Below are 23,092 nucleotides of genomic sequence, written 5' to 3' on the forward strand. Positions count from 1 at the left end.
CCCAAGTTTTGCCAGCGGTCCACAAACGGGGAGTTCGGTGTCCACAGGGCCGGCGCGCACGTCCTCCGCACGCGCCACCCCCACGCGCTCATAGACTTTTGGGACCGTCCATTTCCGGCCGAATCGCCTTTCCCCATACATAACGGCAATGCAGAGCATAAATGCCCTAGCCGAGCATCCCCGCGGCGCGCGAGGGTGAATCGAAACGCGCAAAAAGGACCTGGACATCCAGCAGCAGCGCGGACAGGGCTGTGACGGAGGTGAGAGATGAGAAAACTGCTAGGTACGGTGGCCGCGATGCTGCCGCTTCTGGTGTTGGGCGGTGTCTTGGGCGGCCTGGGAGTGGCTGGCGCTGATGATGACCAATGCTTCACGCACTACATACCGATCAACGTGACTGAGCGGATCTGCTACCACCCCGACGGGAGCTATCAGCAATGCCGTTGGGGCGGCGCGATGATCGGTGGAGGACGGTGCTGGGACTACCCGCCGCCGCCGACGCCACCACCGAACCTTCCATCCGGCCCAGGGTATGTGCCACCACAGCCTTAAAACCCCTTGACGCGATCAGACTCAAGGGCGCGGACCAGGCGCGGGTTCAGCCCCATGATCTCAACCATCACAGTGCCGCGGCGCCGGCGCCGCCTTCGGCCAATCCTGCCGCGTCACCGCCCAGCTCCGCGCCGCCTAGTTCGGCGCCATCGGTTTCGACTTCGGCGGATGGGCCCCAACCGGGCTCGACCGGTGTATCCGGTGGCGCGGCTTGGCTGGTCGGGATCGGATCGCTGGGATAGGCCATCGTTGCCTTGAGCAACGTCGAATTTTTCGCGGTGTCCAAGAGCGCCTGATAATTCGCGGGGTAGACGCGGGCGCGGGCGCGGGTGGAGTCGGAGCGGTTTTGGATCAGCGCGTCGTATCGAGGCGCCTCACGGCCGGGCCGGCCGATGTGCTCGGCCAAGCTGTTGGCTTCGTCGCAAATGTTTTGTGCGCGTTGGGTTATAGCCGCGACGACGGCGGGATGATGCAGTAACGCTCGCATGGTGTCGGTGTTGAAAGTCATGCTGTGGCCGTGCCCTAGGTCGATGTCACGCGGGATGGTTTCGTCGCCGATGTTGGTGGGGCCTTCGGCTAAGCCCCACCCGGCGACCTGCTCGCCGAATGTGCCTTCGCCGCCCGTCCCGACGCCTAATGCTTCGCCGAATGTTGCTTCGCTCACGGGTTTTCGTCCGCGTCGGGGTCGTCGGGGTCCCAGTCATCGTCGGGTTCTTCTTCGGGCCGCGGCCCGTATTCGGACGGCGGGTATTCGTCGGCGGGCCAATCCCCGTCACCGTCGTCGTCGCCGCGGTAATCCGGGCCGTCATACGGACATTCACCGGGCGGGCAATCCCGGCACGCCTCGACGACGTCGACGTCGTCGTCGTCGACCGGCTCGCCGCGGATGAGCCGCAGGCCGTCGCTGATTTTCACGGCCCGCTCCCGTCGTCGGGGGTGTCGCCGGCGTGGTCGGGGTCATCGGGCTCCCAACCCGTCTCGGGCTCGCGATCACCACTCGGATACGGACGGGTGTACGGGTGGTCATCACTCGGATGGGGGGGCGTATCCGGGTGTTCTACCGCGGTCACGTCGGGGCCGTTCGGGCCGTAATCCCACCCGAAATCCGGGCGGCGATCCCAATCGGCGTACGGATCATAAATCGGTTCGTCGGGGTCGAACGACGGCAACGGCCACAAGATCTCCCCGTACGCGTCGCTGTTGGGTGAGTCCCACGGCTCACCCGTGGCGTACGGGTCACCCAGCACGCCCTGCGGCCCGGCCGGGCGGCCCGGCGGCTGTAGCTGGCGGCCGGTCAGCGGGTCAAACCATCCGGTCATCGCGGTTTTCTCAATCCTTTGACCGGCTCCGCGGAGCCCCACGCGCAAAACTCGACGCCGGTCAGTATCGGCAAGGTGACAGTTTCACCCGGCCCATACACGGTGCCCCGGTAATGGATGCGCCATTTCGGTAGAACACGCACCGTCACGTTCATGAGGTCGGCAAATTCGAGATAACCAGGCAGGCGGGCGGACGAGTTACAGCCAAAACCAGCCTTTCTTCAGCGACCGTTCTCAGAATGTTGCGGCTGAAATCGTCATTCGTGTAGCCAATTCTCATGCTCAATGGTTCGCGAATTGCCACATAGCCGAGTTTCGACGTGTCGAGTAGCAGGCCTTGGCCGATAACCATTTGCGTGGTCTGCAGAACGGGAATGTTGAACACTTCGTTGGCTTGGTCGGCGGTCGGGTCGGGTTGGGCCATGAACCTGCCGTAGCTGTCTTTAACCCGGCGAATACTACTCCACGTAGTAGGGTGGAGTACCAGCAAATCTGGTGTCGCCAATGCGGGGCCAACACGCAATTCAGCAATGCTTTTCTCGATGGCATCGAATGCTGTGAGCAGGCTGGACCCGCTCCCACCCGTATCCACCGACGCGTCATACCGCAAAACGCCGGGCGTCGCTAAAAAGCCGACCATGCCTGGAAACGGTTCGCTCGGCGGTGACCCCGCAAACGTCAAACCACTCTGAAGTAATTGGTAATTTTCAATATCAATAACTCGGCGATACAATTCAGCGCCGCAATAGGACCGAAAAGCGGGCCAATCGTTTATTACTTCCCAACTCAGACCATTGTTCGCGGCGAGTTTGACCGCGGTCGCGGTCAGCGCGTCCGTCTCGAATATCAATTCGGGTTTCAGGTCCCCTTCGGCGACCGCCGCCGCTTCACCCGACGTACTAATATGCCTAATAAATGTAATCGCCGGCGTTTCAATTGCATAACCGGGCAACCGATTCAACAAACGGCTCTCGTGAATGGCCTCGACCGGGAACGGAAATCGCGTGGCTGGCAATAATGGGTCGGCGGTGCTAAAGCCGGGTGAGCGTGTTTCGATGCGGCAGTGTTCGCCGCGCATCGCGGCGGCCTGCAATCGCCGCAGTTCTTGGTCGCTGAATGCCAGCGGCGCGAGCTGTCCGGCGGTGTTGATCGCGGTACCGCGGCCGCGCGTGGCGCCGCCGACGTGCGGGTCACCCGCGCGGGCCAGCTCGGACTCCGCCCGCTTCACCCGGCCTTGCAGTTGGCGGAACTCGCTCAACATGCTGCGTTCGCGCGGGTCCAGGTCGTCACGACCCGACCGCTGAGCACGCGACAACGACTCATCCAACATCCTCTGCAATCGGTCGCGGCGCTCACGCAAAAGCGCCAGCTCGCCGGTCAAGGCGGATGAAACAGACACCGGGGCAGTCCTTTTCGGGGGGTAAAACGCACACGGGGACTTCGCCCGGTCTCTCACCTGGGCGAACGGTGCGTAGCCTTTGCGGCCCGGTGCCGTACTGACCCTGCGATTCCCGGTGACCCCGCAATGGGTCTTATCTGGCTCCGATGCGCCGGGGCTTAGGCGCCCCTTATCGCCGCAGGTGTCACGGACAGCCTAAACCCCCATTGCCGTTACCTAGCAACATGATTCGGCTCGCGTGTCTGCATTGCCGTTACACGGCACCGTGTTTCGGGCCGGGCGTGCGCCATCGGCGCCAGCACCGAAACGGGGCCCTGAGAGCCCCGGAGAGCCACGAACACGCCCGGGGCGGTGTTCGGGGTTGGTGGGCGTCTTGGGGATATGCGGCGGCCCGCTCAGCCCGCGTCGCGGCGGTGCCGGGCGGCCAAGTCCATCTGCCGCTGTGCTTTGAGCGCCAGCACCTGCCCGGCGTGATCGCCGTACACCTCGCGGGCCAGCAGCACGGCTTCGACGGCGGCGGCCAGCGCCACTCCCACCGCGTCGCCCTCGGCGATGTCGAGCAGGAGCCGGCCCAGCGAATCGCCGTGGTCGTCGTCCTCGGCGCTCGTGGCGATGGTGCTGATGAGCCGGCGGGCGGTGGCGAAGGTGTCGGACAGCCCCACTAGGCTCGCCAGTTGCTCGGGCCGGAACTGGCCCCAGTCGGCGCGGTCGTCGTCAATCGGGTCGGTCATATCGGTTCTCCTGGTGGTTGGCCGCGGGTGGCGCGGATGTAGGCGTCAACCTCGCGGCTGTCGATGTGCCGGCGCTTCGCCTGCACCGTCGTGTCGACGACCGACCAGGGCATGTCGGCGGGGGCGGCGGCTTCGGCTTCGCCGCGGGTCTCGAAAAACAGCCAGCGCGCGAGGAGGTCGCCGCGGCGCCGCGGCGGCCACACAATCAACGCGTATCGCCCGCCGGCAATGGGCGGCGGGATAGGCACGACGGCCGGCGCGACGGTCGCGGCCAGACTCCCCGCCCCCAGCAGGTGCGCGACAGTCGCCGGCCGGCCGGCCCGGCCGGCGCGGTGTTCGCGGGCAAGCCACCGCCGCACCCGTTTACGGCGACGGCGCCGCTTACCGCGGCGGCCCGTCATATCCGACCGTCCTCGATCGCGCCCATGAGCGCCGCGTCGGCCAGCCGACGCAACTTGCTGACGTTCAAAGAGCCGTTAGGCCGGGTGGCGGCGGCAAGCGCCGCGGCGAAAGCGTCGTGATCGGCGAATGCCCCCAGCATCGCCATCGCGGCGACATAGGTTTGCATCGTTCGCTCGCAACCGAAATCGGAGTACTGAAGCCCGCGAACCTGCGCGCGGTACGGGTCTGGCGCCGGGCCGGGCTTGCGGACTTGGTTCGGGTCGCCGGTGCGCCGCATCCGCCGATAATGCTTCTCGCACAAGCCCTTGGCCTTCACCTGCCGTTGGCAGGAGTCGACCGAGCATGGCGTGACCGAATTGCCGCAATTTTGCGGTGGATTCATCCTTTCGTCGGCGGTCATGTCGGGGCCTCCGCGCCGGCCACCAACGCGTCGATCACCGCCGACGCGTCGGCCTTGGTCAGCGCCGCGGACGTGGTGATGTCGCGGCCCACGATGGCGCTGGTCAGCGCCATCCGCGCGGCCCGGTCGGTCACGCCGGCCTGACGCCACAAGGCGAACATCAGGCGGTGCTGGGCCGGCGTGGCCGGTTCGGTCATCGGTGCTCCTGAAACGGGTCGGGGCCGACTCCGCGCCACGCCGGCCACGGGTCATCCGGCCCGCGGACAAACTCCGGTTCGCTTTGCCATGCGCCGTTTTGGCGCGGGTTGCTCCTGTCCTGTCCTTGCCTGTCCTGTCCTGTCCTTAGAGAGTCCGCGTCCCCGTCCGCGTCTCTGTCCGCGTCTCTGTCCCGCGGGACATTGCCTTGGGCAGCGGTTTTCGCGCGGTGACGCGCTTTGCGCGCGCGCTCTTTGACAGCGCTACGCTCGCGTTGCTCCCACTGCGCGCGCGTGGTCTGCGTGGACAAAAAATCAACGATGAGCCAACCATCATGGAGGCGTGCGCACAGTCCAGCGGCGACGAACGCGGGCATGTCGTCGGCGGTGAGCCATCGAATCTCTGGCAGGTCATCGGGCGCGATTACCCCATCGGTGCGATTGGATGCCGACCACGTCAGCGCCGCGATGAACGCCCGAAACTGATTGCCCGATAGGCGACTAAAGCGGCGGTCGAGCAACCATCTGTCGGGGATGCGTGCATCGGTCATGGCGCCGCCTGACGTGAAACTGCGTGGCGCGCTTTGGCGTTACTGGCGGGGGTGGCAGGATCGCGGGTGAACGCCAGTTCACCGCGAACGCCGCCCCGCCCACGGGCGGCGTTCGTTTTCATGCCGCCCCGCCACCGTAGGGCGTCATTGCGGCGTCGACTTCGTTCAGGTCGATACGGACCAGGCGGGGGCCGTTGCGGTAGGCGCGGATGCGGCCTTGGGCGACCATCAAGCGGACGGTGCGCCGGGTGATGCCCAGATATTCGGCGGTGTCGGTGATGCTGGCCCAGCGGCGCGCCGGACTGTCTTGGGTGCTCGGATGGGATGCGGCTAATGGCATGACGAAACAGCCCTTTCGGGTGTTTCGGCTTGCCTGAGACCGATGTTCGCGGGTAGGCGGCTCGGCGTGCGATTAGCCGGGCATCACGGCTCGTCCGTGTGACCCGCTCGCCTGAGACGGTACTAGCGTTCCGCGAAACCGCCGCGATGTTCTACGGCGTGTCGGCCAGCTTGCTTAACAGCGTGGCGATTTCGCGGTCGCGGCCCGCGGCGGCGTGTTGGTAGCGCATGGCGGCGGTCGGGGTCGAATGGCCTAACCGGGCCATCAGTTCGGCCAGCGTGGCGCCGGTCGCCGCGGCCAGCACCGCCCCGGAGTGCCGCAGATCGTGAAAGCGCAAATCCGGCCGACCGGCCTTCTCGCGTGCCTGGTACCAGTGCCGGTACAGCGTGGACGGCTGCAGATGGCCGCCGTTCTCCGCGGCGAACACCAGCGCATCACGGTCGGCGGCCACGTATTTCGCTAGGTGGGCTTCAATGGCGGGGATGATGTGCGGCGGGATGGCCACGTCGCGCATCCCGGCGTCAGTTTTGGGCGTCGTGGTGACGTAGCCGTCTTTTTTGGTGCGGACCGCGGCGCGGCGGATGCGGATGACTTCGCCGGACAAGTCGATATCGCCGCGACGCAATTCGACAATCTCGCCGAACCGCATCGCGGTCCAGGACGCCAGCGTGACCATCAGCGCCAGTTTCTCGGGCATCGCCGCGGTCAGCTCGCCCAGCTCGGCCACGCTGGCGGGCCGAATGGTGATCGCGCGCTTGGACCGGCCCGCCCCGACGATGCGGGCCGGGTTGGCGTCGATCAGCTCATCGTTGACCGCGCTGGCGAAGATGGTGCGCAATAGGCTGTAGGCGTGCGAGCGCATCGTCGGGCGGTCGGTTAACGTGGCGGCGTGCCAATCGCGGACATCGCCGGGCGTGATCGCGGCGAGCGGCTTCGCGCCGAACGTCGGCAACAGATGATGTTCAAGGATCGCGGCGTAGTGGTCGCGGGTGCGGGCCTTGATCGGCCGGCCGGCGACGTGCCGACCCGCCAGCCACGTCGCGGCGTACTCGCCGAACGTGACCCGCGGACGCTTGACCACCGCGGCCGGGTTATACAGCCCGTTGTCGATGTCGCGGCGCCGGTCGGCCAGCCACGCTTGGGCGTCGATCTCTTGCCCGAATGTTTTCGGCGCGGTGATGTAGCGCCCATCCGGGTCGGTGAACCGGACTTGATAGCGCCCGGATTTCAGACGGCGGATATTGCCGAACGGACGTTTCTCGCGTGCCACTGGTTTTGCTCCTCGTGCCAAATACGTGCCAAATCAAGGATACGCCGGTTCACCATGGTTCACCATGGTTCACCATATGGGCAGATGAAAGCATATTTTGCGCTGGTGAGAACGTTGCTAAATCTACTTCAATCCCAGTATCGCGCACCACGGTTCAGCACTGGCGAGCCCCGGGTGTGCCGGGGTTGCGTCGGCCCGGCGAAGCGGCGAATCATCACAACCATGACAGCGCGCCCCAAAGGGAGCCAGGCCACAGCATCAGCTGTTGCACTGGCGTTGATGGGTGAGCGTGCCCCTTAGACGTGTTGACGAATTGAAGCCCGGAGACCGGATCCGCATGAAGATCGGGCACGCCACCGTCGTAGCGACTGAACCCCTGGACGGGGACCGCACTCTGCTCACCTTCCTCTACGGGACGCAAAGGCCTGCCGACAACTCCGTCACCGTCGACGTCCTGGACGACGACGAATGGGGTTGGTGAGACGAGCGGCCCGCCCGAGGCCGCGCTCAGGTGTCGAAGTAGATCGTGCCGACGCCGCTGGGGCTGTACGAGAGGTATGTCGGTATCACCGAGAAGGGCAGATTGCCGGTATTGAAGGCGCCACCGTTGAACGTGCTCGACGTGACGTAGGGGGCGGTGGGTGATGAACCGACCGTCTCGGTGTACAGCGGGACCCCGCCGGCGGTGTCGACCTGAATGGTGTCGCCCATAGGTACGTACGAGCCGATCGGCGGGCTTCCCGGGAGCAGGTTTTGCGGGACCACCCCGTAATTGCCGCCAGAATCGACATACGCGCTGACGGTGTGGAAAGACCCGCCATTGATCGATATCGCGAGTTTGGTGACCGGCGCTCCGGAAACCGATGCGCCGACGGGCAGCGGGTTGGCGCCGAACTGCAGTACCCCGGCGGGCTCGTTGAGGAGCACGCCCTGACCGAGGACACCCGGCAACGCCTGCACGGGACTGGTCGGGAGCGGGCCCCCGGTGTTCAACCCGATGCCCATGATGGCGGGCACGTCGGAAAGCGGAATGGCGGTGGTGACGCCGAAATCCGTCTCCGTTGCGGAGGTGACGACGTCGACGGTGGTGGGCGCGGTGACGATTCCGTTTCCGAAATTCACCGGCGCCGTGTACGAGGCGAAGTATTCGGTGCTGAAAACCGGGCTTTGTCCGTACGTGACGCTACCCGACCCGATGCGGGCGCCGAGGCTCGCGACATTGACGTCCGTGGCCGGGACAACAAGACCGGTGGATCCGGTGTCAACCAACACGGACATACTTTGTCCGCCTACGGTCACGTCGATGAAAGGTTGCTGGTCCACCACCTGCAGCGCGATGGTGGAGGGCGCCATCGCGGGTCCGGCCGCGCCGGTGGCGCCGTTGATGCCCCACAGTAAGCCGCCCCTGCCACCGGCGCCGCCGGCCGCGCCGGGCCCACCGGTTCCGCCGAACCCGCCGTTGCCGATCAGGCCGGCGGACCCGCCCGCACCACCGGGCGCCCAGTTGGCGGTGCTGTCGCCTCCTCTGCCGCCGTCGCCGAACAAGAGTCCACCGGCGCCGCCGGGTGTCCCTATCCCTTGAGCGTTGGTCGTCCCGTTGGCGCCGTTGCCGATCAGTGGACGGCCCAGCAGCCCTTGGGCGGGCGCATTGACCGCCGCCAGCGCGGCCTGCAGCGGCGAGGCGTTGGCCGCCTCGGCAGCCGCATACGCGGTTCCCGCTTCCTTCAACGCCTCGACGAACCCGGTGTGAAACGCCGCCGCCTCCGCACTCAGCATCTGAAAGCCTTTGGCGTGGCCAGAAAGTAGCGATGCGATCGCCGTCGACACTTCGTCAGCGCCCGCGGCCACCACCGCCGAAGTCGGGCCCGCCGCCGCTGAGTTGGCCATGCCGATCATCGACCCGATTGTCGCCAGATCGGAAGCCGCCGACGCCACCATCTCGGGTATTGCGACCACGAACGACATCCGCACCTCCCTGAGTCCCAGGTCGGACAGCCCCACAGGCACCGGCGCAGCTCGTCATCGCGGTCGCCCAGGGGCCACGCGGCTGGTGGCTCAATACCTGCACGGTGTCGCCAGGATCCCGCTCACATCCGGCAACCGCCAGGGCACTTGTACCTTTTATTTGCGGGGCGTAGTGCCCGACGGCCGGACGGCACCGACCCGGCCGCACCACGTATCGCCGGGCCTACGGGTTCTCCTCGATGACGCACTGCACGATCGCCTGGGCGGCGCGCTGGTCGAATCCCATCCCCGCGACTTTCTGCGCTTCCGCCGCCGGGGAAACACCCGACTTGAGATCCTGCTGGATAAGCCCGACACGGTTCATGTTCTGCGGGTCGGGTTCGGTGATCGGGAGTTCCGTAATGTTCGCCACGCAGCGCCGATAGCCGCTGAGGTCGGCGTGGGCGGATGGCGCCCCCACCAGCAAGAGCGGGGCGGTAGCCATGCCGACAGCAGCGGCGACATAAGTGAAACGCATGATCGGATAATATCGCCGAACAGGCCGCAAGCAAAGTGCCATTCAACACGGCCACTCCTTGAAATGCCTTGCTGCGCAGAGCAATCCGTTAGATGAAATGCGTTGCGCCGCAACGCTTCGCCGGTTTGCTGCGGGCCGGGGCCCAGGCGCCTCACACCCGGTCGGCCGTCATGTACTCCTCGATCCAGCCCTGGCACGCGCCGCTCGAGATGTCGGCGTGCATGACGCCGGACAGCGACCCGTTGGCCTGCGGCGTGTAGCGCACCACGGCGTGGGCGGGATTCCACTGGATGCTGGTGTCGGGCATCATGCAGTCCCACTGGAAGTCGCTCTCCTGCTTCCAGGACGACCCATCCCAGGTGAATTGCACAGGTTGCGGAACGGTCGGGTTGGTCGGCGGAGGCCCGCTGACGATCGTGGCGACGCACTTTCCGCCCGAACAGCTTGAGCTGAACCCATAGGTCACAGTGTGCTGCACCTCGGGATCACCGACGGCCATGCTGGTCCCGGCCTTGGGGGCGACCATGAAGGTGACCGCGTACTGGCCGTTCCAGGACGGGTTGTCGGCCCAGGTGGGTGAGGCGAACGACAAGGCGACGACGAGCGGCGCGGCGCCTAAACCGACGAGTCCGCTCAGACGGGTCAGGGCCATCGGTTTCTCCTCTGGGTCCGCAGCAACATTGGGACGGAAGCGCCAGCCTCGTGGAGGTATACCCAATCGGCGATTTTATGCCGCGCCATCATGCCGCCGGGCAAAGACAAGGAACTCGCGAACGGCGAGCGCCTCCGGGTTTCCGTGAGCCGACTCAGCCGGCGCGCCCAGCGCGGGCTGCGTCCTCCAGGAGATCGGCCGCGCGGGCGAGGCTGTCGGCGGATGTAGTCATCTGGGCCGCCACCTCGCGGGCGCGGGTCGCGTAGTCCGGGGCGAGGATGCGGCGCAGGTCGGCGACCAGCGTCTCCTCGGTGGTGAGCGTCAACTGGCGCCCCGACCCGACCTTGAGCCGCTCGAGGCCGGCCGCCCAGAACGGCTGGTCAAGCCAGAGCCAGAGCACCAGCGCGGGGATTCCGGCCCGCAGCCCGGCGGCCGTGCTGCCGGCGCCGCCGTGGTGCACGACCGCGCGGCACGCCGGCAGGACGGCCGCGTGGTTGACCGCGCTCACCACCTTGACCTGGTCGAAGCGCGGAACCCCGGCGAAGTCGTTGGGGCCGGCGCAGATCAGCGCGCGCTGCCCCAGCTGCGCGCAGGCCGCGCCGATCATGGCGACCAGCTCCGCCCCCGACGAGATCGGCGTGCTGCCCAGCCCGAAGCAGATCGGCGGCGGCCCCTCGGCGATCCACGACGAAACCTCGTCGTCGGCGTCGGTCGGCGCCCCGAGCGTCAGCGCGCCGACGAAGGGCCGCCGGCCGTCGGGCTCCACCCATTCGGCGGACGGTCCGGGCAGGCAGAGCTGGTCGTAGGCCTGGATTTCCAGCGGCTCATCCGGGGATCCGGCCTCGGGCAAGCCGAGCGCACTGCGCTGGGCCGCCGCGACGTCCTTGGTCATGCCCGCATACAGCGCCCCGGTGGACAGTAGCCGCGCCGGGAAGAAGTGCAGCGCGGCCAGCGGGATGCCGCAGTACTCGGCCACGACGCCGGCCACGTCCTGCTCGTTGAAGCCCGCCAGGAGCAGGTCGGCGCCCTTCGCCAGCGCCGTCAGCGTCGCCGTCTTCGCCGTCCAGACCCACGTCAGATGCTCCATGACCGCCGGCAGCGCGCCGATCGGATCCTGGGTTGTGCGGACGAACTGCGCCGCCGAGTCCATCTGCTCCCGGGTGTCCGGTCCGTAGGCGACCGCGGTGACCCCGGCCGCCTCGACGAGGGCCATCCTGTCGGGCGAGACCGCCATCCGCACGTCGTGACCCCGACGGAGCAGCTCCCGACCGACGGCGGCGCAGGGCTCGACGTCGCCCCGACTCCCATACCCGGCCAGCACGAACTTCACCGCCGGACCGTAGCAGTAAACCCGTTGCCGCACAGCGCCACCCGGGGCCGGCTTGAGTCACACCGCCCGCCCGGGCATATTAGGCGGTATGCATGTGATCAGCGGAGTCCGGGACCCGGCCGCGAGTTTCCCCCTCGCGACCACCGCCGACGACGCGCACGAGCGTCGCCAGGCCAACCGTGCCGTGGCCGTCAGCGCCGTCGGCCTGGCGGTGACGGGCCTCATCGAGTTGGCCATCGCACTGGTGTCCGGGTCGGTGGCCCTGCTCGGCGACGCGCTGCACAACCTGTCGGACGTGTCGACCAGCGCGCTGGTGTTCGTGGGGTTCCGGGCCTCCCGCAAGGTCCCGACCGAGCGGTACCCGTACGGCTACGAACGCGCCGAAGACCTCGCCGGAATCGGTGTGGCCCTGGTGATTTGGGGCAGCGCCGCCGTCGCCGGATTCGAAAGCGTCACGAAGCTGCTGCGTCATGGCGGCACGGTCCACCTGGGCTGGGGCATCGCGGCGGCGGCGGTGGGCATCGCGGGCAACCAGCTGGTGGCCCGCTACAAGTTGGTGGTGGGCCGGCGGATTCGCTCGGCGACCATGGTGGCCGACGCGAAGCATTCCTGGCTGGACGCGCTGTCCTCGGCCGGGGCGATGCTGGGGCTGATCGGCGTGGCGCTCGGCTGGGGCTGGGCGGACGCGGTCGCCGGGATCGTCGTCACGGCGTTCATCTGCCACGTCGGCTGGGAGGTCACCGCCGACATCGCTCACCGCCTGCTCGACGGGGTGGACCCCGAGATCATCACGACGGCCGAAACGGCGGCCGCCGCGGTGCCCGGCGTCCTGCACGCGCACGCCCGCGCCCGCTGGACGGGGCGCACCCTGCGGGTGGAGGTGGAGGGCTTCATCGACCCGAACACCCCGCTGGCGTCGGCCGACGAGATCGGCCGCAGCGTGGCCGCGGCGCTGACCCCGCAGATCCCCGAGATGCACAGTTTCACCTGGAGCGCGCGCGCCGCAACTCAGTGAAACGACTCGACGACCTCGATCAGCGCTTCGGGCGCTTCCCAATTCAGTAGGTGCCCGGCGTCGGGGACGCTCACCAGCCGCGCGCCGGGCACACCCTCGACGAGCCGGCGCGAATGGCTTTGCGGCGTCGTGCGATCCGCGGTGCCGACCATGACCACGGTCGGCACCCCTATCTCGCCCAGCCGCGGATACCGGTCTTCGCGCGAGAAGGCCCGCACGATCGGCAGCAGCGGCCCGTGTTCGTCCAGGTGTTGGTTGAACGCCTCCATGAACACCGAGACCATCACGGGCGACGGGCGCTTCCCGCACTGCGCGGCACCGAACAGCGCGGCGACGGTCGGGTTGCGCATCAGCCGTTGCAGGATGCCGAGTTGCAGCAGCGGGATCTGCAGCCGGTTCTGCGGCGCGCCGTCCAGGATCCGGCCCGCCCAGGTCGCGAACAACACCAGCCCGCGCAGCCGCCCCTGCACGTGGGCGTGGTCGAGCATTGAACGGATGCTGACGAACCCGCCCATCGAGTGGCCGACGAGCACGCCCTCGCGTACGTCGAAGTGCTCGAGGACCGCGGCGATGTCGGCCGCCATGGGTTCGGATCCGATCCCGTCGGAGCCGAGCGTGGAGCGACCGTGCCCGCGCTGGTCGAAGGCGATGACGCGAAAGCCGCGCGCCTGCAGCTCGTCCCACACGAGGTTCCACTCGACGACGCGGGCGGTGTAGCCGTGGACCAGGATGACCGGCGGTCCCTGCCCGGCGACCAGGGCGCTGAGCACCGTCCCGTCGGGGCGCTCGATGAAGACGTGCTCACCCTCCGGCTCGGCGGTAAGGCGTTCGCGCGGAAACGGATCCGGGTTGCGCGCTATCCGCGCCGCCACCGCCCGCGCGGCACCCCAGCCGACCAGGCCGGCCGCGCCGAGCGCCGCCGCACCGGTTCTCAGGACGGCAGCCCGCTCTTGACGGCCGCATCCTGCTTGCGCCCGAGGTCCAGAACGAAGTCCGGCGGCAGCGGATCGTTTGGCGGGCTTTCGAACTCGAGGACCGTGAACACCTTGCCCTCGGTGAACATCACGATCCCCTTCGACTTCGAGCCGTCGGGAGAAGGCCCCACGGCCATCTGGCCGGCGGTGCCCACGTCGGCCGGTGACGGGGCGGCCTTGACGCTCAACTCCTGAATCCCCTTGGCGCTCTGGTCAAGCGCCTGCGACGCGGCGCCCGCGTCGGGGTAGACGTAGATGGTGTCGTCGACCTTGCGCGAGCCGCCCTGATTCATGAACACACCCTCGACACCGGCCGGGTTCGAAACGGGCAGCGTCTGAAACAGGGTGAAGGTGTCGCCCGGCACCACGATGTCGGTTGGCTTGATCAGCAGGTTGCTGTAGTCGGACGGCTGGGCGGCGGCGCTGCTCGACGTCGGCGACGCCGACGACGCGGCGGATGTCGAGGACGTTGCCGACGTCGACGACGACGGGCCCGACGACTTGTTGCTTCCGCAGCCCGTGACGGCCACGCCGACCGCCAGGGTGCTCGCCGCCAAGCCGGCCGCCATCACCGATACCTTCATCTCCGTTGGCTCCTTTTGGGTGCGGTCGGCCCGCGCCGACGTCTCGCGCAACATAGCCGACCGCTCGCGCCACTGCACGGTATTCATGCGGATTTCACGTTTGCCAGAGCGGCGGGCTTCGCAAACCCCGAGCCGCGGCTAGTCGCCGACCGCGCCCTCGGGTTTGGGGCCGCGGCCGTCGCCGGTGATGTATTTGGGGCAGTAGGCGCCGACGGCGATCACCGTGAACTTGGCGGCGCCGTTGCCGGTGAAGCCGTTGCGCTGCTGCAGGTTTCCGATGATCTCGTCCTCGGACGCGCCGGTGTCCTCCAATTGGCACAGCGTCTTGGCGGCCGATACGGCGGCGTTCGGATCCTGGTAGCTGATGCCGGCGAATCTGAGCGCGGACAGGAAGTCGGCGTCGGTGGCCGGGTCGGAGTTGGGGTCCGGGTCGGCATACACCGGCGCGGCCAGGCCGATCGCGGCGACGGCGATTGCTGCCCCCCACAGAAGTCTCATGGCCTTGCCAGCTTAGCGCCGCCGGAACCGTTCGCGCAGTTCGGGATCGTTCTCCCACCACAATCCCGACGGCGCCGCGGTGTCGTCCGCGGTGGCCGGCGCCGCGTCCAGCTCGGCGTCGACCGCGACCGCGTGCGCCTTCTCGTCACGGGACAGCGCGCGCATCAGCACCAGCACGAACGGCCAGCCCACCACGTCGCCCAGGATCCACAGCACGCCGGCGCCGATCGTCTGATCGAGCCGCTGATCCGGGCCCCAGGTGCGGTGCAGCGCCGCGTAGTACGCCGCGCCGATCAACGAGCCCTGCCAGATGATCAAGCCCAGCACGCCGTCGCCGAGCGCCTCGACGACGGTGATCAGCAACGAGATGCCCTGGGGATAGCGTCGCGGCACGGGGTCGGCTTGCAGCCGGGCGTAGAAATAGCCAAAACCGATAGCCACCAACACGATTCGAGTGGGCGCGCCGATCCATTCGTTGTCCAGCGCCGCGGTGTACCAGGGTGTCAGGTAGAGCAGCCACGGCGTGCCCAGCATCGCCAGCGACGTGGTCAACGGGTGAGCGAGCACGCGCGCGAACCGGCTCGCCAACAGCCGGTCGAGGCGGTCGCGCCCGGCGGCGCCGAGCGCGTCGCGCAGCACGCTGATCGGCTTGCCCTGCGCGAGGAAGAACGGCACGACGTAGAGCAGCAACAGCACCTGCAGCGCGCGCATCCAGAACAGGACGTAGGAGTAGGCGCCGACCGCGCTCATCGTCGCCAGGACCCACACCGCCAGGCCGACCCAGAAGCAGCCGGCCTGCGCGGGCGTTACCGGTCGTTCGGCGGTGCGGCCGCGCCGGTAACACCAGGCGTAGGCGGCGGCCACCACCACGATCGCCGCCGCTGAGGCCAGGTCCAGACGCCAGGTCTGGACCAGGGCGGCCCACGTCAGCGGCCCCGGATCGGCGCGCATAGCCCCCTAGCCTATTGCCGAATGCCGCGTCCACCGCGATCGCCTCCGGGCTTCGCGTGTAGATTGGTTGGGGAAGCCATTCGAGTCGGGATTGCCACCTTCGAAATTTTCTCTGTAGATGAGCAGCTCACCATCGATTCGCCCATTCCTCATTAAGGACCCCGCCCGATGAACTCGTCGGAATTGTTTTCACATCGCTACGAGCCCGAGGTCGTGACCCGCAGCGGTCAGGATCTCGAACCGGTTCAACTTCCCACCTTTTCGGACCGCCCCAACAGCGACTCCGCGGCCACGACGCCACGCTGATCGGCGGGGCGCATCGGCAAACTGCGCTCGTTCTCGTGCGAGCGAGCCGGACGCCGGGCCAAAACGGTTGTGTGTCAGCACTATTCGGGTAACCGGCGCGAATCTGCAGGCGCACCAGGAGTTTCGGGGGCGGCCGGGGTCTCGTCTCGGCCCGACAAGGCGCGCGGCTACCCGCCGCCGTCGACCTTGGTGCTGGTGACCGTCAGCGACTGCGGGCAGTACACGTTGGCCGCGATGGCCGTGAACCTGGCGGCGTTGTCGCCGTGCAGCCCGGGATTCTGGGCCTGGACGGTCTTGACGACGTCGGCCATCTGCGTCCCCTTTTCCACCGCCTGGCACACCCATCGGCCGGCCCCGATGGCCGGGCCGGGGTCGGGAAAGGTGATGCCGGCCGCGTGCAGCGAGGCGATGAACGCGTCGTCGCTGCTGTCGGCGCGCGCCGGCCCGGCCATGCCGACCAGCGCGGCAAGGCTCGTCATCGTCAGGAGCAGCGGTTTCACGGCCCACTGATCGTCGCAGAACGACGGCGGCGGCGCATCTCCAAGTTCTATCGTCAACCGAAGGTTGACAACACGCGCGACGTCAACCTAGCGTTGACGGCATGTCCGAACCGACGCCCATCGCCTACCCCGTCCGCCTCGACGAGCTGATCAACGCGATCAAACGCGTGCACACCGACGTGCTCGACCAGCTCGCCGACGCGGTCCTGGCCGCCGAGCACCTCGGCGAGGTGGCCGACCACCTGATCGGGCACTTCGTCGACCAGGCCCGCCGCTCGGGGGCGTCGTGGAGCGACATCGGCAAGAGCATGGGCGTCACCAAACAGGCCGCCCAGAAGCGGTTCGTCCCCCGGGCCGAGGCCACCACGCTGGATGTCGAGCAGGGCTTCGGGCGCTTCACGCCGCGGGCCCGCGGCGCGGTGGTGGCGGCCCAGAACGCCGCGCACGAGGCCGGCAACGGCGAGATCACCCCCGACCATCTGCTGCTCGGCGTGCTCAGCGACCCGGCCGCGCTGGCGACGGTGTTGCTGCACCTGCAGCAGGTCGAGGCCGACACCATCCGGGCCGCCGTAACCCTGCCGCCGTCAGCCGGCGAACCCCCTGAGCTGATCCCGTTCAGCGGTCCGTCGCGCAAGGCGCTCGAGCTGACGTTCCGCGAGGCGCTTCGGTTGGGCCACAACTACATCGGCACCGAACACCTGCTGCTGGCGCTGCTCGAGCTCGAGGACGGGGCCGGCCCGCTGCACCGATCCGGCGTCGACAAGGAGCGCGTCGAGGCCGATCTTGTCGCCGCGCTCGAATCGCTGAGCGCCGGGAAGAACCCCTCCCCTTCGCCGTAGCGCGTGTGCGATCATGCGAGCATGCACCGCTGGCTGGTCGTCGTGTCCGCCTTGCTCGTCGCCGCCGCGAGCCTCGCGGCGCCCCGCGCGTGGGCCGGCGACGCACCGATCGGCCACATCGGCGACACCCTGCGGGTCGACACCGGCGACTACGTCGCCGACGTCACGGTCAGCAGCGTGGCCCCGTGCGACCCGCCCCCGGGGTTCGGCTACACGCGCAGCGGCGTCCCGATCAAGAGCTTCCCGGGGAGCACCCCCAACCGCGCCGACGTGACGGTCCGCGCGATCCGGGTGCCCAACCCGTACATCATGGCGACCGTGTTCAGCTTCGACGGGGTGACCCCCTTCGCCGACGCCTACAAACCGCGCGCCACCGACGCGCCCGACGCGCTGGACAACGTGCTCGTCAACGCGCCGAACGGGGCGATCGTGCGCGGTGGCGTGTATTGGGACGCCTACCGCGACCCGGTGTCCACCGTCGTCCTGCTGGACAAGAAGACGGGTTATCACCTCGCCCAATGGAATCTGTGACACTGGACGTCCGCGTCGTCACGGCGGGTGCGGTGGACGCCGCGCGGCTGGCTGACGTTGCCGCGCAGACCTTTCCGCTGGCCTGTCCCCCCGAGGCGGGCGCGGACGACGTCGCGTCGTTCATCGACACCAACCTGTCCGCCGGGCGCTTCGCCGAATACCTGGCCGATCCGGACCGCGCGATCATCACCGCGGCGCGGGGCGGCCGAATCATCGGCTACGCCATGCTGATTCGCGACGCCACCGACCCCACCACCGCCGAGCTGTCGAAGATCTACGTGCTGGCCGAGCACCACGGCACCGGGGCGGCGGACGCGCTGATGGGCCTGGCGCTGGCCACCGCCGAGGGCTGGGGCGCGCGGCAAGTGTGGCTGGGCGTCAACCAGGCGAACCAACGCGCCCAACGTTTTTACGCCAAGAGCGGTTTTACGGTCAACGGCACCAGAACCTTTCAGGTGGGCACCCGCACCGAGAACGACTACCTCATGGTCCGCCGGCTCGGGTCAGCGCCACCAGCCGTGACGTGGCCCGCAGGTACTTCTTCCGATAGCCGCCGGCCAGCATCTCGTCGCTGAAGATCCTGTCCAGCCGCTCCCCCGAAGCCACCACCGGGATGCCGGCGTCATACAACCTGTCGGTGAGCGAGACCAACCTCAGCGCGACGTTCTGGTCGTCGAGGCGGTGCACGCCGGTGACGAACACCGCCGTCACGCCCTCGATCAGCGTCAGGTAGCGCGACGGGTGCATGGTGGCCAGGTGTGCGCACAACGCGTCGAAGTCGTCCAGCGTCGCCCCGTGCACCTTCGCGGCGCGCGCGGCCACCTCCGCGTCGGACGGCGGCGGCGGGGCCGGCGGCAGGCCACGGTGCCGGTAGTCGGGGCCGTCGATGCGCACCGTGGTGAAAATACTTGCCAGCGCGCGCAGGAAATCCTGGGCGGCGAAGCGGCCTTCGCCGAGTTGCTCGGGCAGGGTGTTGGAGGTCGCGGCCACCGACACGCCCCGCTCGACCAGCGACGAGAGCAGCCGCGAGATCAGGGTGGTGTTGCCGGGGTCGTCGAGCTCGAACTCGTCGATGCACACCGCCGTGTAGTCGGCCAGCATCTCGATGCATTCGACGAAGCCGAACACCCCGGCGAGCTGGGTCAGCTCGCCAAAAGTGGCGAACGCCTTGGGAGTTGGCGGCTCGGGTCCCCCGCCGGGCAACTGGTAATAGGCCGAGGCCAGCAGGTGGGTCTTGCCCACGCCGAAGCCGCCGTCGAGATACAACCCCACGCCGGGCACGACGGCCCGCTTCCCGAACAGCTTTCGCCGGCCGGCCCGGCGCTGCACGGCCTGCCGGCAGAAGTCCCTGCACGCCTCGACGGCGGCGGCCTGGGTCGGCTCCGCGGGATCGGGTCGGTAGGTGGCGAAGCTCACGTCGGCGAACGTTGGCGGCGGCCGCAATTGGGCGATCAGTCGCTCCGGAGACACGCTCGGATGCCGGTCCACCAGGTGCGCCACCCGGGCAGCGGCGGACCCATCCATGCACCGAACTGTAGCGGCGTGCTGCAATCAAGCTCATGCTGACGCAGCTGGGGTCGACGCGTGAACTCGACGACGCCGAACTCTCCCGGCTGTACGGCTACCCCGACCGCGACGGCACCTGGCTGCGGGCGAACTTCATCACCAGCCTCGACGGCGGCGCCACCGCCGACGGCAGCAGCGGCGCGATGGGCGGGCCCGGCGACCGGCAGATCTTCAACCTGCTGCGGGAACTGGCCGACGTCGTCGTGGTGGGCGCGGGCACGGTGCGGATCGAGGGCTACTCCGGCGCGCACCTGGCCGTCGCGCAACGCCAGGAGCGGCAGGCCCGGGGCCAAAGCGAGGTCCCCCAACTGGCGATCGTCACCGGGTCGGGTCGCCTCGAGCGCGACCTGGCGGTGTTCACCCGGACCGAGGTGCCGCCACTGGTGCTCACCTGCACCGCGGCGGCCGACGAGACCCGCAGCCTGATCGGCGACCTGTGCGAGGTGCTCGACTGCTCCGGCGCCGATCCCGCGAAGGTCGACGAGGCCGCCCTGCTGCGGGCGCTCGCGGCGCGGGGAATGCGCCGCATCCTGACCGAGGGCGGGCCGACCCTGCTCGGCGCGTTCATCGAGGCCGACCTGCTCGACGAGCTGTGCCTGACGATCGCGCCGTACCTCGTCGGCGGCCTGGCGCGGCGCATCGCGGCGGGCCCGGCGCAGGTGCTGACCCGCATGGGCCGCGCCCACCTGCTCACCGACGACGCCGGCTACCTGTACGGCCGCTACGTCAAGGTTTGAAAAGTCGAAGCTACTGTGGTCGGCATGAGTCGGCAGATCGCATCCGCCACGGCGCTCCTCGCGGTGACCGCGCTGGTGGCCGGCTGCGTTCCCGGGCTGGCCGCCGACCCGCGCTTCGCGACCAATTCCGGCGCCCGACCGCAGGGCGTGGCCCCGAGCAAGCCGAAGCCGGCCGGTCCGCCACCGATCGCGGCGCCCAAGAACGACCTGGCCTGGCACGACTGCACGTCGAAGGTCTTCTCCGATGCGGCCGTCCCGGCGGCGCCGGGCGTGCAGCTGGATTGCGCGACCTACGACAGCGACCTCGACCCGGTCAACGGCCAGGGCGGGACGTTGACAATCGGTGTGGTGCGGGCGCGCTCGAACCAGACGCCGCACGACGCGGGCCCGCTGGTCTTCACCACCGGCTCGGACCTGCCGTCGTCGACGCAGTTGCCGGTGTGGCTGTCGCACGCGGGCGGCGACGTGCTGCAAACCCACCCCATCGTCGCCGTGGACCGGCGCGGCATGGGCATGTCGAGCCCGATCGACTGCCGGGATCAGCTCGACCGCCAGTCGATGCGCGACCAGGCGCAGTTCCAGCCCGGCGACGACCCGGTCGCCAACCTCTCCGACATCTCCAACACCGCCACCACGAACTGCACCGACGCCATCGCGCCCGGCGCGTCCTCCTACGACAACTCGCACGCCGCCTCCGACATCGAGCGGCTGCGCACGCTGTGGGACGTGCCCGCCGTCGCCCTGGTCGGGGTCGGCGACGGCGCCCAGGTGGCGCTGGCCTACGCCGCGTCGCGCCCCGACCGGGTCGCCCGGCTGATCCTCGACTCCCCGATTGCCTTGGGCGTCAACGCCGAAGCGGCCGCCGAGCAACAGGTCAAGGGTCAGCAGGCCGCGCTCGACGCGTTCGCCGCGCAGTGCGTCGCGGTCAATTGCGCGCTGGGGCCCGACCCCAAGGGCGCCGTCAGCGCGATGCTCGCCGACGCGCGCGGCGGCAAGGGCCCCGGCGGCGCACCGGTGGCCGCTGTCGCCGACGCCATCACCGTCGCGTTGGGCTTCCCGGCCGGAGGCCGCGTCGGCGCCACCACGAGCCTGGCCAACGCGCTGGCCGCCGCCCGGTCCGGCGACGCCGGCCAGCTGAACAACCTGATCAGCCACGCCTACGCGGTCACCGACTCGGACGGCCAGTTCGTCGGCTCCTGCAGCGACGCCATCAACCGCCCCACCCCCGACCGGGTGCGCGAGCTCGTCGTCGCGTGGGCGAAGCTCTATCCCCAATTCGGCACCGTCGCCGCGCTCAACCTGGTCAAGTGCGTGCACTGGCCCACGATTCCGCCGCCGGCGCCGCCGAAGAGCCTCAAGGTCGACGTCCTGTTGGCCGGCGTGCAGAACGACCCGATCGTCGGCACCGAGGGGGTGGCCCAGACGGCGGCCACCATCATCAACGCCAACGCGGCCAGCAAGCGGGTGATGTGGCAGGGCATCGGTCACGGCGCCAGCATCTATTCGCCCTGCGCGGTCCCGCCGCTGATCGGCTACCTCAACAGCGGCAAGCTACCCGGCACCGACACCTACTGTCCCGCCTGAGTTTCGGGGGCGCTCAGGCTCAATTGCCCGCCTCACCTTGCCCGCGACGCGGCCGCATCGTCGCCGGGCGGCCGGTGTACCGTGCGCTGGTGACCGCAGCTGACTCGACCCGAACCGGCCTGCGCGAGGGGATCCTGGCCGCCTTTCGCCCCCGCACCAGCGCACCGAGCGTCGCGACGATACTGCGATCGGTGCTGTGGCCGCTGGCGATCATGTCGGTGCTGCACCGCAGCATCATCCTGACCCTCAACGGCAACATCACCGACGACTTCAAGCCGGTCTACCGCGCGGTGCTGAACTTCCGGCACGGCTGGGACATCTACAACGAGCACTTCGACTACGTCGACCCGCACTACCTGTACCCGCCCGGCGGCACGCTGCTGATGGCGCCGTTCGGGTACCTGCCGTTCACGCCGTCGCGGTATTTGTTCATCCTGATCAACACCGTGGCCATCCTCATCGCCTGGTACCTGCTGCTGCGGATGTTCAAGTTCACCCTCTCCTCGGTGGCGGCGCCCGCCCTGCTGCTGGCGATGTTCTGCACGGAAAGCGTGACCAGCACCCTGGTGTTCACCAACATCAACGGCTGCGTGCTGCTGGCGGAGGTGCTGTTCCTGGGGTGGCTGCTGGACGGCAAAGTCGGGCACCAGTGGTGGGCCGGCCTCGTCATCGGGCTCACCCTGACGCTCAAACCCGTGCTCGGGCCGCTGCTGTTGCTGCCCTTGCTGAACCGCCAATGGCGGACGCTGGTGCCCGCCATCGCGGTCCCCCTCGTCGTCAACCTGGTCGCGTGGCCCCTCGTCAGCGACCCGATGGACTTCGTCACGCGCACGCTGCCCTACATCGGCGGCACCCGGGATTACTTCAACAGCTCGATCGAGGGCAACGGGGTGTACTTCGGCCTGCCGACCTGGCTGATCGTGTTCCTGCGGATCCTGTTCACGCTGCTCGCGATCGGCGCAATGTGGCTGCTGTACCGCTACTACCGCACCCGGGACCCGCTGTTCTGGTTCGCCAGCTCGTCGGGCGTGCTGCTGCTGTGCTCCTGGCTGGTGCTGCCGCTGGCCCAGGGCTACTACTCGATGATGCTGTTCCCGTTCGTGATGACCGTGGTGCTGCCCAACTCACTCATCCGCAACTGGCCCTCCTGGCTGGGGATCTACGGCTTCCTGACGCTGGACGACTGGCTGATCTACAAGTACATGCGGTACGGGCGCGCGCTGCACTACCTGAAGATCACCTACGGCTGGTCGCTCCTGCTGATCGTGACGTTCACCGTGCTCTACTTCCGCTACCTGGACGCCAAGGCCGAGGACCGGCTGGACGACGGCATCGATCCGGCGTGGCTGACGGCGGAACGGGAGAAGGCTAGCGTGGACGCATGA

The 23,092-nt window shown here is 68.4% G+C and carries 27 protein-coding genes and 2 pseudogenes; 8 read left to right on the forward strand and 21 right to left on the reverse strand.

All coding sequences use genetic code 11. The features are described from left to right. Positions 1–619 precede the first annotated feature (619 nt). From A5705_RS10485 to A5705_RS10530, 11 genes are all read right to left on the reverse strand, one after another. A complete protein-coding gene (locus A5705_RS10485; protein ID WP_068277293.1) occupies positions 620–1,216 on the reverse strand; it encodes a hypothetical protein in 597 nt (198 codons plus the stop codon). Continuing rightward, positions 1,213–1,467, reverse strand: coding sequence for a hypothetical protein (locus tag A5705_RS10490; protein WP_068277296.1), 255 nt, complete (start codon positions 1,465–1,467; stop codon positions 1,213–1,215). The genes A5705_RS10485 and A5705_RS10490 overlap by 4 nt, the downstream gene beginning before the upstream one ends. Then, entirely contained in the window at positions 1,464–1,871 is a 408-nt protein-coding gene (locus A5705_RS10495; protein WP_068277299.1) for a hypothetical protein, read from the reverse strand. The genes A5705_RS10490 and A5705_RS10495 overlap by 4 nt, the downstream gene beginning before the upstream one ends. 151 nt (positions 1,872–2,022) lie before the next feature. After that, positions 2,023–3,270 carry a phage major capsid protein gene (locus A5705_RS27105; RefSeq protein WP_156763085.1) on the reverse strand — a complete coding sequence of 416 codons (1,248 nt, stop codon included), beginning with the start codon at positions 3,268–3,270 and terminating at the stop codon, positions 2,023–2,025. Positions 3,271–3,665: 395 nt separating this feature from the next. After that, positions 3,666–4,001, reverse strand: coding sequence for a hypothetical protein (locus tag A5705_RS10505; RefSeq protein WP_068277305.1), 336 nt, complete (start codon positions 3,999–4,001; stop codon positions 3,666–3,668). Beyond that, positions 3,998–4,402: a hypothetical protein gene (locus A5705_RS10510; RefSeq protein ID WP_156763086.1), complete on the reverse strand. Its 405-nt coding sequence runs from the start codon at positions 4,400–4,402 to the stop codon at positions 3,998–4,000. Before A5705_RS10510 ends, A5705_RS10505 begins: the two co-directional genes overlap by 4 nt. Next, entirely contained in the window at positions 4,399–4,803 is a 405-nt protein-coding gene (locus A5705_RS10515; RefSeq protein WP_068277309.1) for a hypothetical protein, read from the reverse strand. The genes A5705_RS10510 and A5705_RS10515 overlap by 4 nt, the downstream gene beginning before the upstream one ends. Next, positions 4,800–5,000: a hypothetical protein gene (locus A5705_RS10520; protein WP_068277315.1), complete on the reverse strand. Its 201-nt coding sequence runs from the start codon at positions 4,998–5,000 to the stop codon at positions 4,800–4,802. Before A5705_RS10520 ends, A5705_RS10515 begins: the two co-directional genes overlap by 4 nt. After that, the gene (locus A5705_RS27110) at positions 4,997–5,548 is read right to left on the reverse strand and encodes a hypothetical protein (RefSeq protein WP_082956402.1); all 552 of its coding nucleotides are present in this window, start codon (positions 5,546–5,548) and stop codon (positions 4,997–4,999) included. The genes A5705_RS10520 and A5705_RS27110 overlap by 4 nt, the downstream gene beginning before the upstream one ends. A 118-nt stretch (positions 5,549–5,666) precedes the next feature. Beyond that, positions 5,667–5,888: an excisionase family DNA-binding protein gene (locus tag A5705_RS10525; RefSeq protein WP_068277318.1), complete on the reverse strand. Its 222-nt coding sequence runs from the start codon at positions 5,886–5,888 to the stop codon at positions 5,667–5,669. 151 nt (positions 5,889–6,039) lie between these two features. Continuing rightward, positions 6,040–7,158, reverse strand: coding sequence for a site-specific integrase (locus A5705_RS10530; RefSeq protein ID WP_068277320.1), 1,119 nt, complete (start codon positions 7,156–7,158; stop codon positions 6,040–6,042). A 313-nt stretch (positions 7,159–7,471) separates the two neighbouring features. On the opposite strand from A5705_RS10530, the gene A5705_RS27755 reads away from it, so the two are divergent. Continuing rightward, positions 7,472–7,639, forward strand: a complete 168-nt coding sequence (locus A5705_RS27755; protein WP_156738480.1) for a hypothetical protein — start codon at positions 7,472–7,474, stop codon at positions 7,637–7,639. 26 nt (positions 7,640–7,665) lie between these two features. On the opposite strand, the gene A5705_RS10535 is transcribed toward A5705_RS27755, so the two are convergent. The 4 genes from A5705_RS10535 to A5705_RS10550 all read right to left on the reverse strand — a co-directional run bounded on the left by A5705_RS10535 (position 7,666) and on the right by A5705_RS10550 (position 11,622). Next, entirely contained in the window at positions 7,666–9,123 is a 1,458-nt protein-coding gene (locus A5705_RS10535) for a PecA family PE domain-processing aspartic protease (RefSeq protein ID WP_067882662.1), read from the reverse strand. Between the two features lie 223 nt (positions 9,124–9,346). Beyond that, on the reverse strand, positions 9,347–9,640 hold the full coding sequence (locus A5705_RS10540) for a hypothetical protein (RefSeq protein ID WP_067882420.1): 294 nt from the start codon (positions 9,638–9,640) through the stop codon (positions 9,347–9,349). 151 nt (positions 9,641–9,791) lie between these two features. After that, the gene (locus A5705_RS10545) at positions 9,792–10,292 is read right to left on the reverse strand and encodes a hypothetical protein (protein WP_067882423.1); all 501 of its coding nucleotides are present in this window, start codon (positions 10,290–10,292) and stop codon (positions 9,792–9,794) included. 154 nt (positions 10,293–10,446) lie between these two features. Then, the gene (locus tag A5705_RS10550) at positions 10,447–11,622 is read right to left on the reverse strand and encodes a glycosyltransferase (protein WP_068277398.1); all 1,176 of its coding nucleotides are present in this window, start codon (positions 11,620–11,622) and stop codon (positions 10,447–10,449) included. An 88-nt stretch (positions 11,623–11,710) separates the two neighbouring features. Between A5705_RS10550 and A5705_RS10555 the strand changes: the two genes are divergently transcribed. After that, positions 11,711–12,637 carry a cation diffusion facilitator family transporter gene (locus tag A5705_RS10555; RefSeq protein ID WP_068277322.1) on the forward strand — a complete coding sequence of 309 codons (927 nt, stop codon included), beginning with the start codon at positions 11,711–11,713 and terminating at the stop codon, positions 12,635–12,637. Here A5705_RS10555 and A5705_RS10560 read toward each other — a convergent pair. The 5 genes from A5705_RS10560 to A5705_RS10580 form a co-directional block, all read right to left on the reverse strand. Continuing rightward, positions 12,631–13,509, reverse strand: a complete 879-nt coding sequence (locus A5705_RS10560; RefSeq protein WP_231982402.1) for an alpha/beta fold hydrolase — start codon at positions 13,507–13,509, stop codon at positions 12,631–12,633. The genes A5705_RS10555 and A5705_RS10560 overlap by 7 nt on opposite strands. Positions 13,510–13,568: 59 nt before the next feature. Continuing rightward, the gene (locus tag A5705_RS10565; RefSeq protein ID WP_231982403.1) at positions 13,569–14,282 is read right to left on the reverse strand and encodes a hypothetical protein; all 714 of its coding nucleotides are present in this window, start codon (positions 14,280–14,282) and stop codon (positions 13,569–13,571) included. Positions 14,283–14,333: 51 nt separating this feature from the next. Continuing rightward, positions 14,334–14,693, reverse strand: coding sequence for a DUF732 domain-containing protein (locus A5705_RS10570; protein WP_068277327.1), 360 nt, complete (start codon positions 14,691–14,693; stop codon positions 14,334–14,336). Positions 14,694–14,705: 12 nt separating this feature from the next. After that, positions 14,706–15,644: a cytochrome c oxidase assembly protein gene (locus tag A5705_RS10575; protein ID WP_068277330.1), complete on the reverse strand. Its 939-nt coding sequence runs from the start codon at positions 15,642–15,644 to the stop codon at positions 14,706–14,708. Positions 15,645–16,117: 473 nt separating this feature from the next. Next, entirely contained in the window at positions 16,118–16,450 is a 333-nt protein-coding gene (locus tag A5705_RS10580; RefSeq protein ID WP_369829594.1) for a DUF732 domain-containing protein, read from the reverse strand. A 101-nt stretch (positions 16,451–16,551) separates the two neighbouring features. Here A5705_RS10580 and A5705_RS10585 point away from each other — a divergent pair, with 101 nt between their 5' ends. The 3 genes and pseudogenes from A5705_RS10585 to A5705_RS10595 all read left to right on the forward strand — a co-directional run. Next, on the forward strand, positions 16,552–17,289 hold the full coding sequence (locus A5705_RS10585; RefSeq protein ID WP_068277333.1) for a Clp protease N-terminal domain-containing protein: 738 nt from the start codon (positions 16,552–16,554) through the stop codon (positions 17,287–17,289). 21 nt (positions 17,290–17,310) lie between these two features. Next, positions 17,311–17,820 carry a hypothetical protein gene (locus A5705_RS10590; RefSeq protein WP_068277335.1) on the forward strand — a complete coding sequence of 170 codons (510 nt, stop codon included), beginning with the start codon at positions 17,311–17,313 and terminating at the stop codon, positions 17,818–17,820. Then, positions 17,808–18,320 (forward strand): annotated as a pseudogene (locus A5705_RS10595) (GNAT family N-acetyltransferase); the annotation flags it as partial. The gene A5705_RS10590 and the pseudogene A5705_RS10595, both read left to right, overlap by 13 nt. Here the strand turns inward: A5705_RS10595 and zapE are convergent. Beyond that, positions 18,304–19,381: pseudogene (gene zapE / locus A5705_RS10600) on the reverse strand (cell division protein ZapE). The pseudogenes A5705_RS10595 and zapE overlap by 17 nt on opposite strands. Here zapE and A5705_RS10605 point away from each other — a divergent pair. The 3 genes from A5705_RS10605 (at position 19,380) to aftC (ending at position 23,092) form a co-directional block, all read left to right on the forward strand. After that, positions 19,380–20,123 carry a pyrimidine reductase family protein gene (locus tag A5705_RS10605; RefSeq protein ID WP_068277339.1) on the forward strand — a complete coding sequence of 248 codons (744 nt, stop codon included), beginning with the start codon at positions 19,380–19,382 and terminating at the stop codon, positions 20,121–20,123. The pseudogene zapE and the gene A5705_RS10605 sit on opposite strands and share 2 nt — an antisense overlap. 24 nt (positions 20,124–20,147) lie before the next feature. After that, a complete protein-coding gene (locus A5705_RS10610) occupies positions 20,148–21,707 on the forward strand; it encodes an alpha/beta fold hydrolase (protein ID WP_068277342.1) in 1,560 nt (519 codons plus the stop codon). A gap of 74 nt (positions 21,708–21,781) precedes the next feature. Beyond that, positions 21,782–23,092 carry an arabinofuranan 3-O-arabinosyltransferase gene (gene aftC / locus A5705_RS10615; RefSeq protein WP_068277344.1) on the forward strand — a complete coding sequence of 437 codons (1,311 nt, stop codon included), beginning with the start codon at positions 21,782–21,784 and terminating at the stop codon, positions 23,090–23,092.

Source organism: Mycobacterium sp. E787 (assembly GCF_001668725.1).
In the GTDB taxonomy this organism is placed as follows: domain Bacteria; phylum Actinomycetota; class Actinomycetes; order Mycobacteriales; family Mycobacteriaceae; genus Mycobacterium.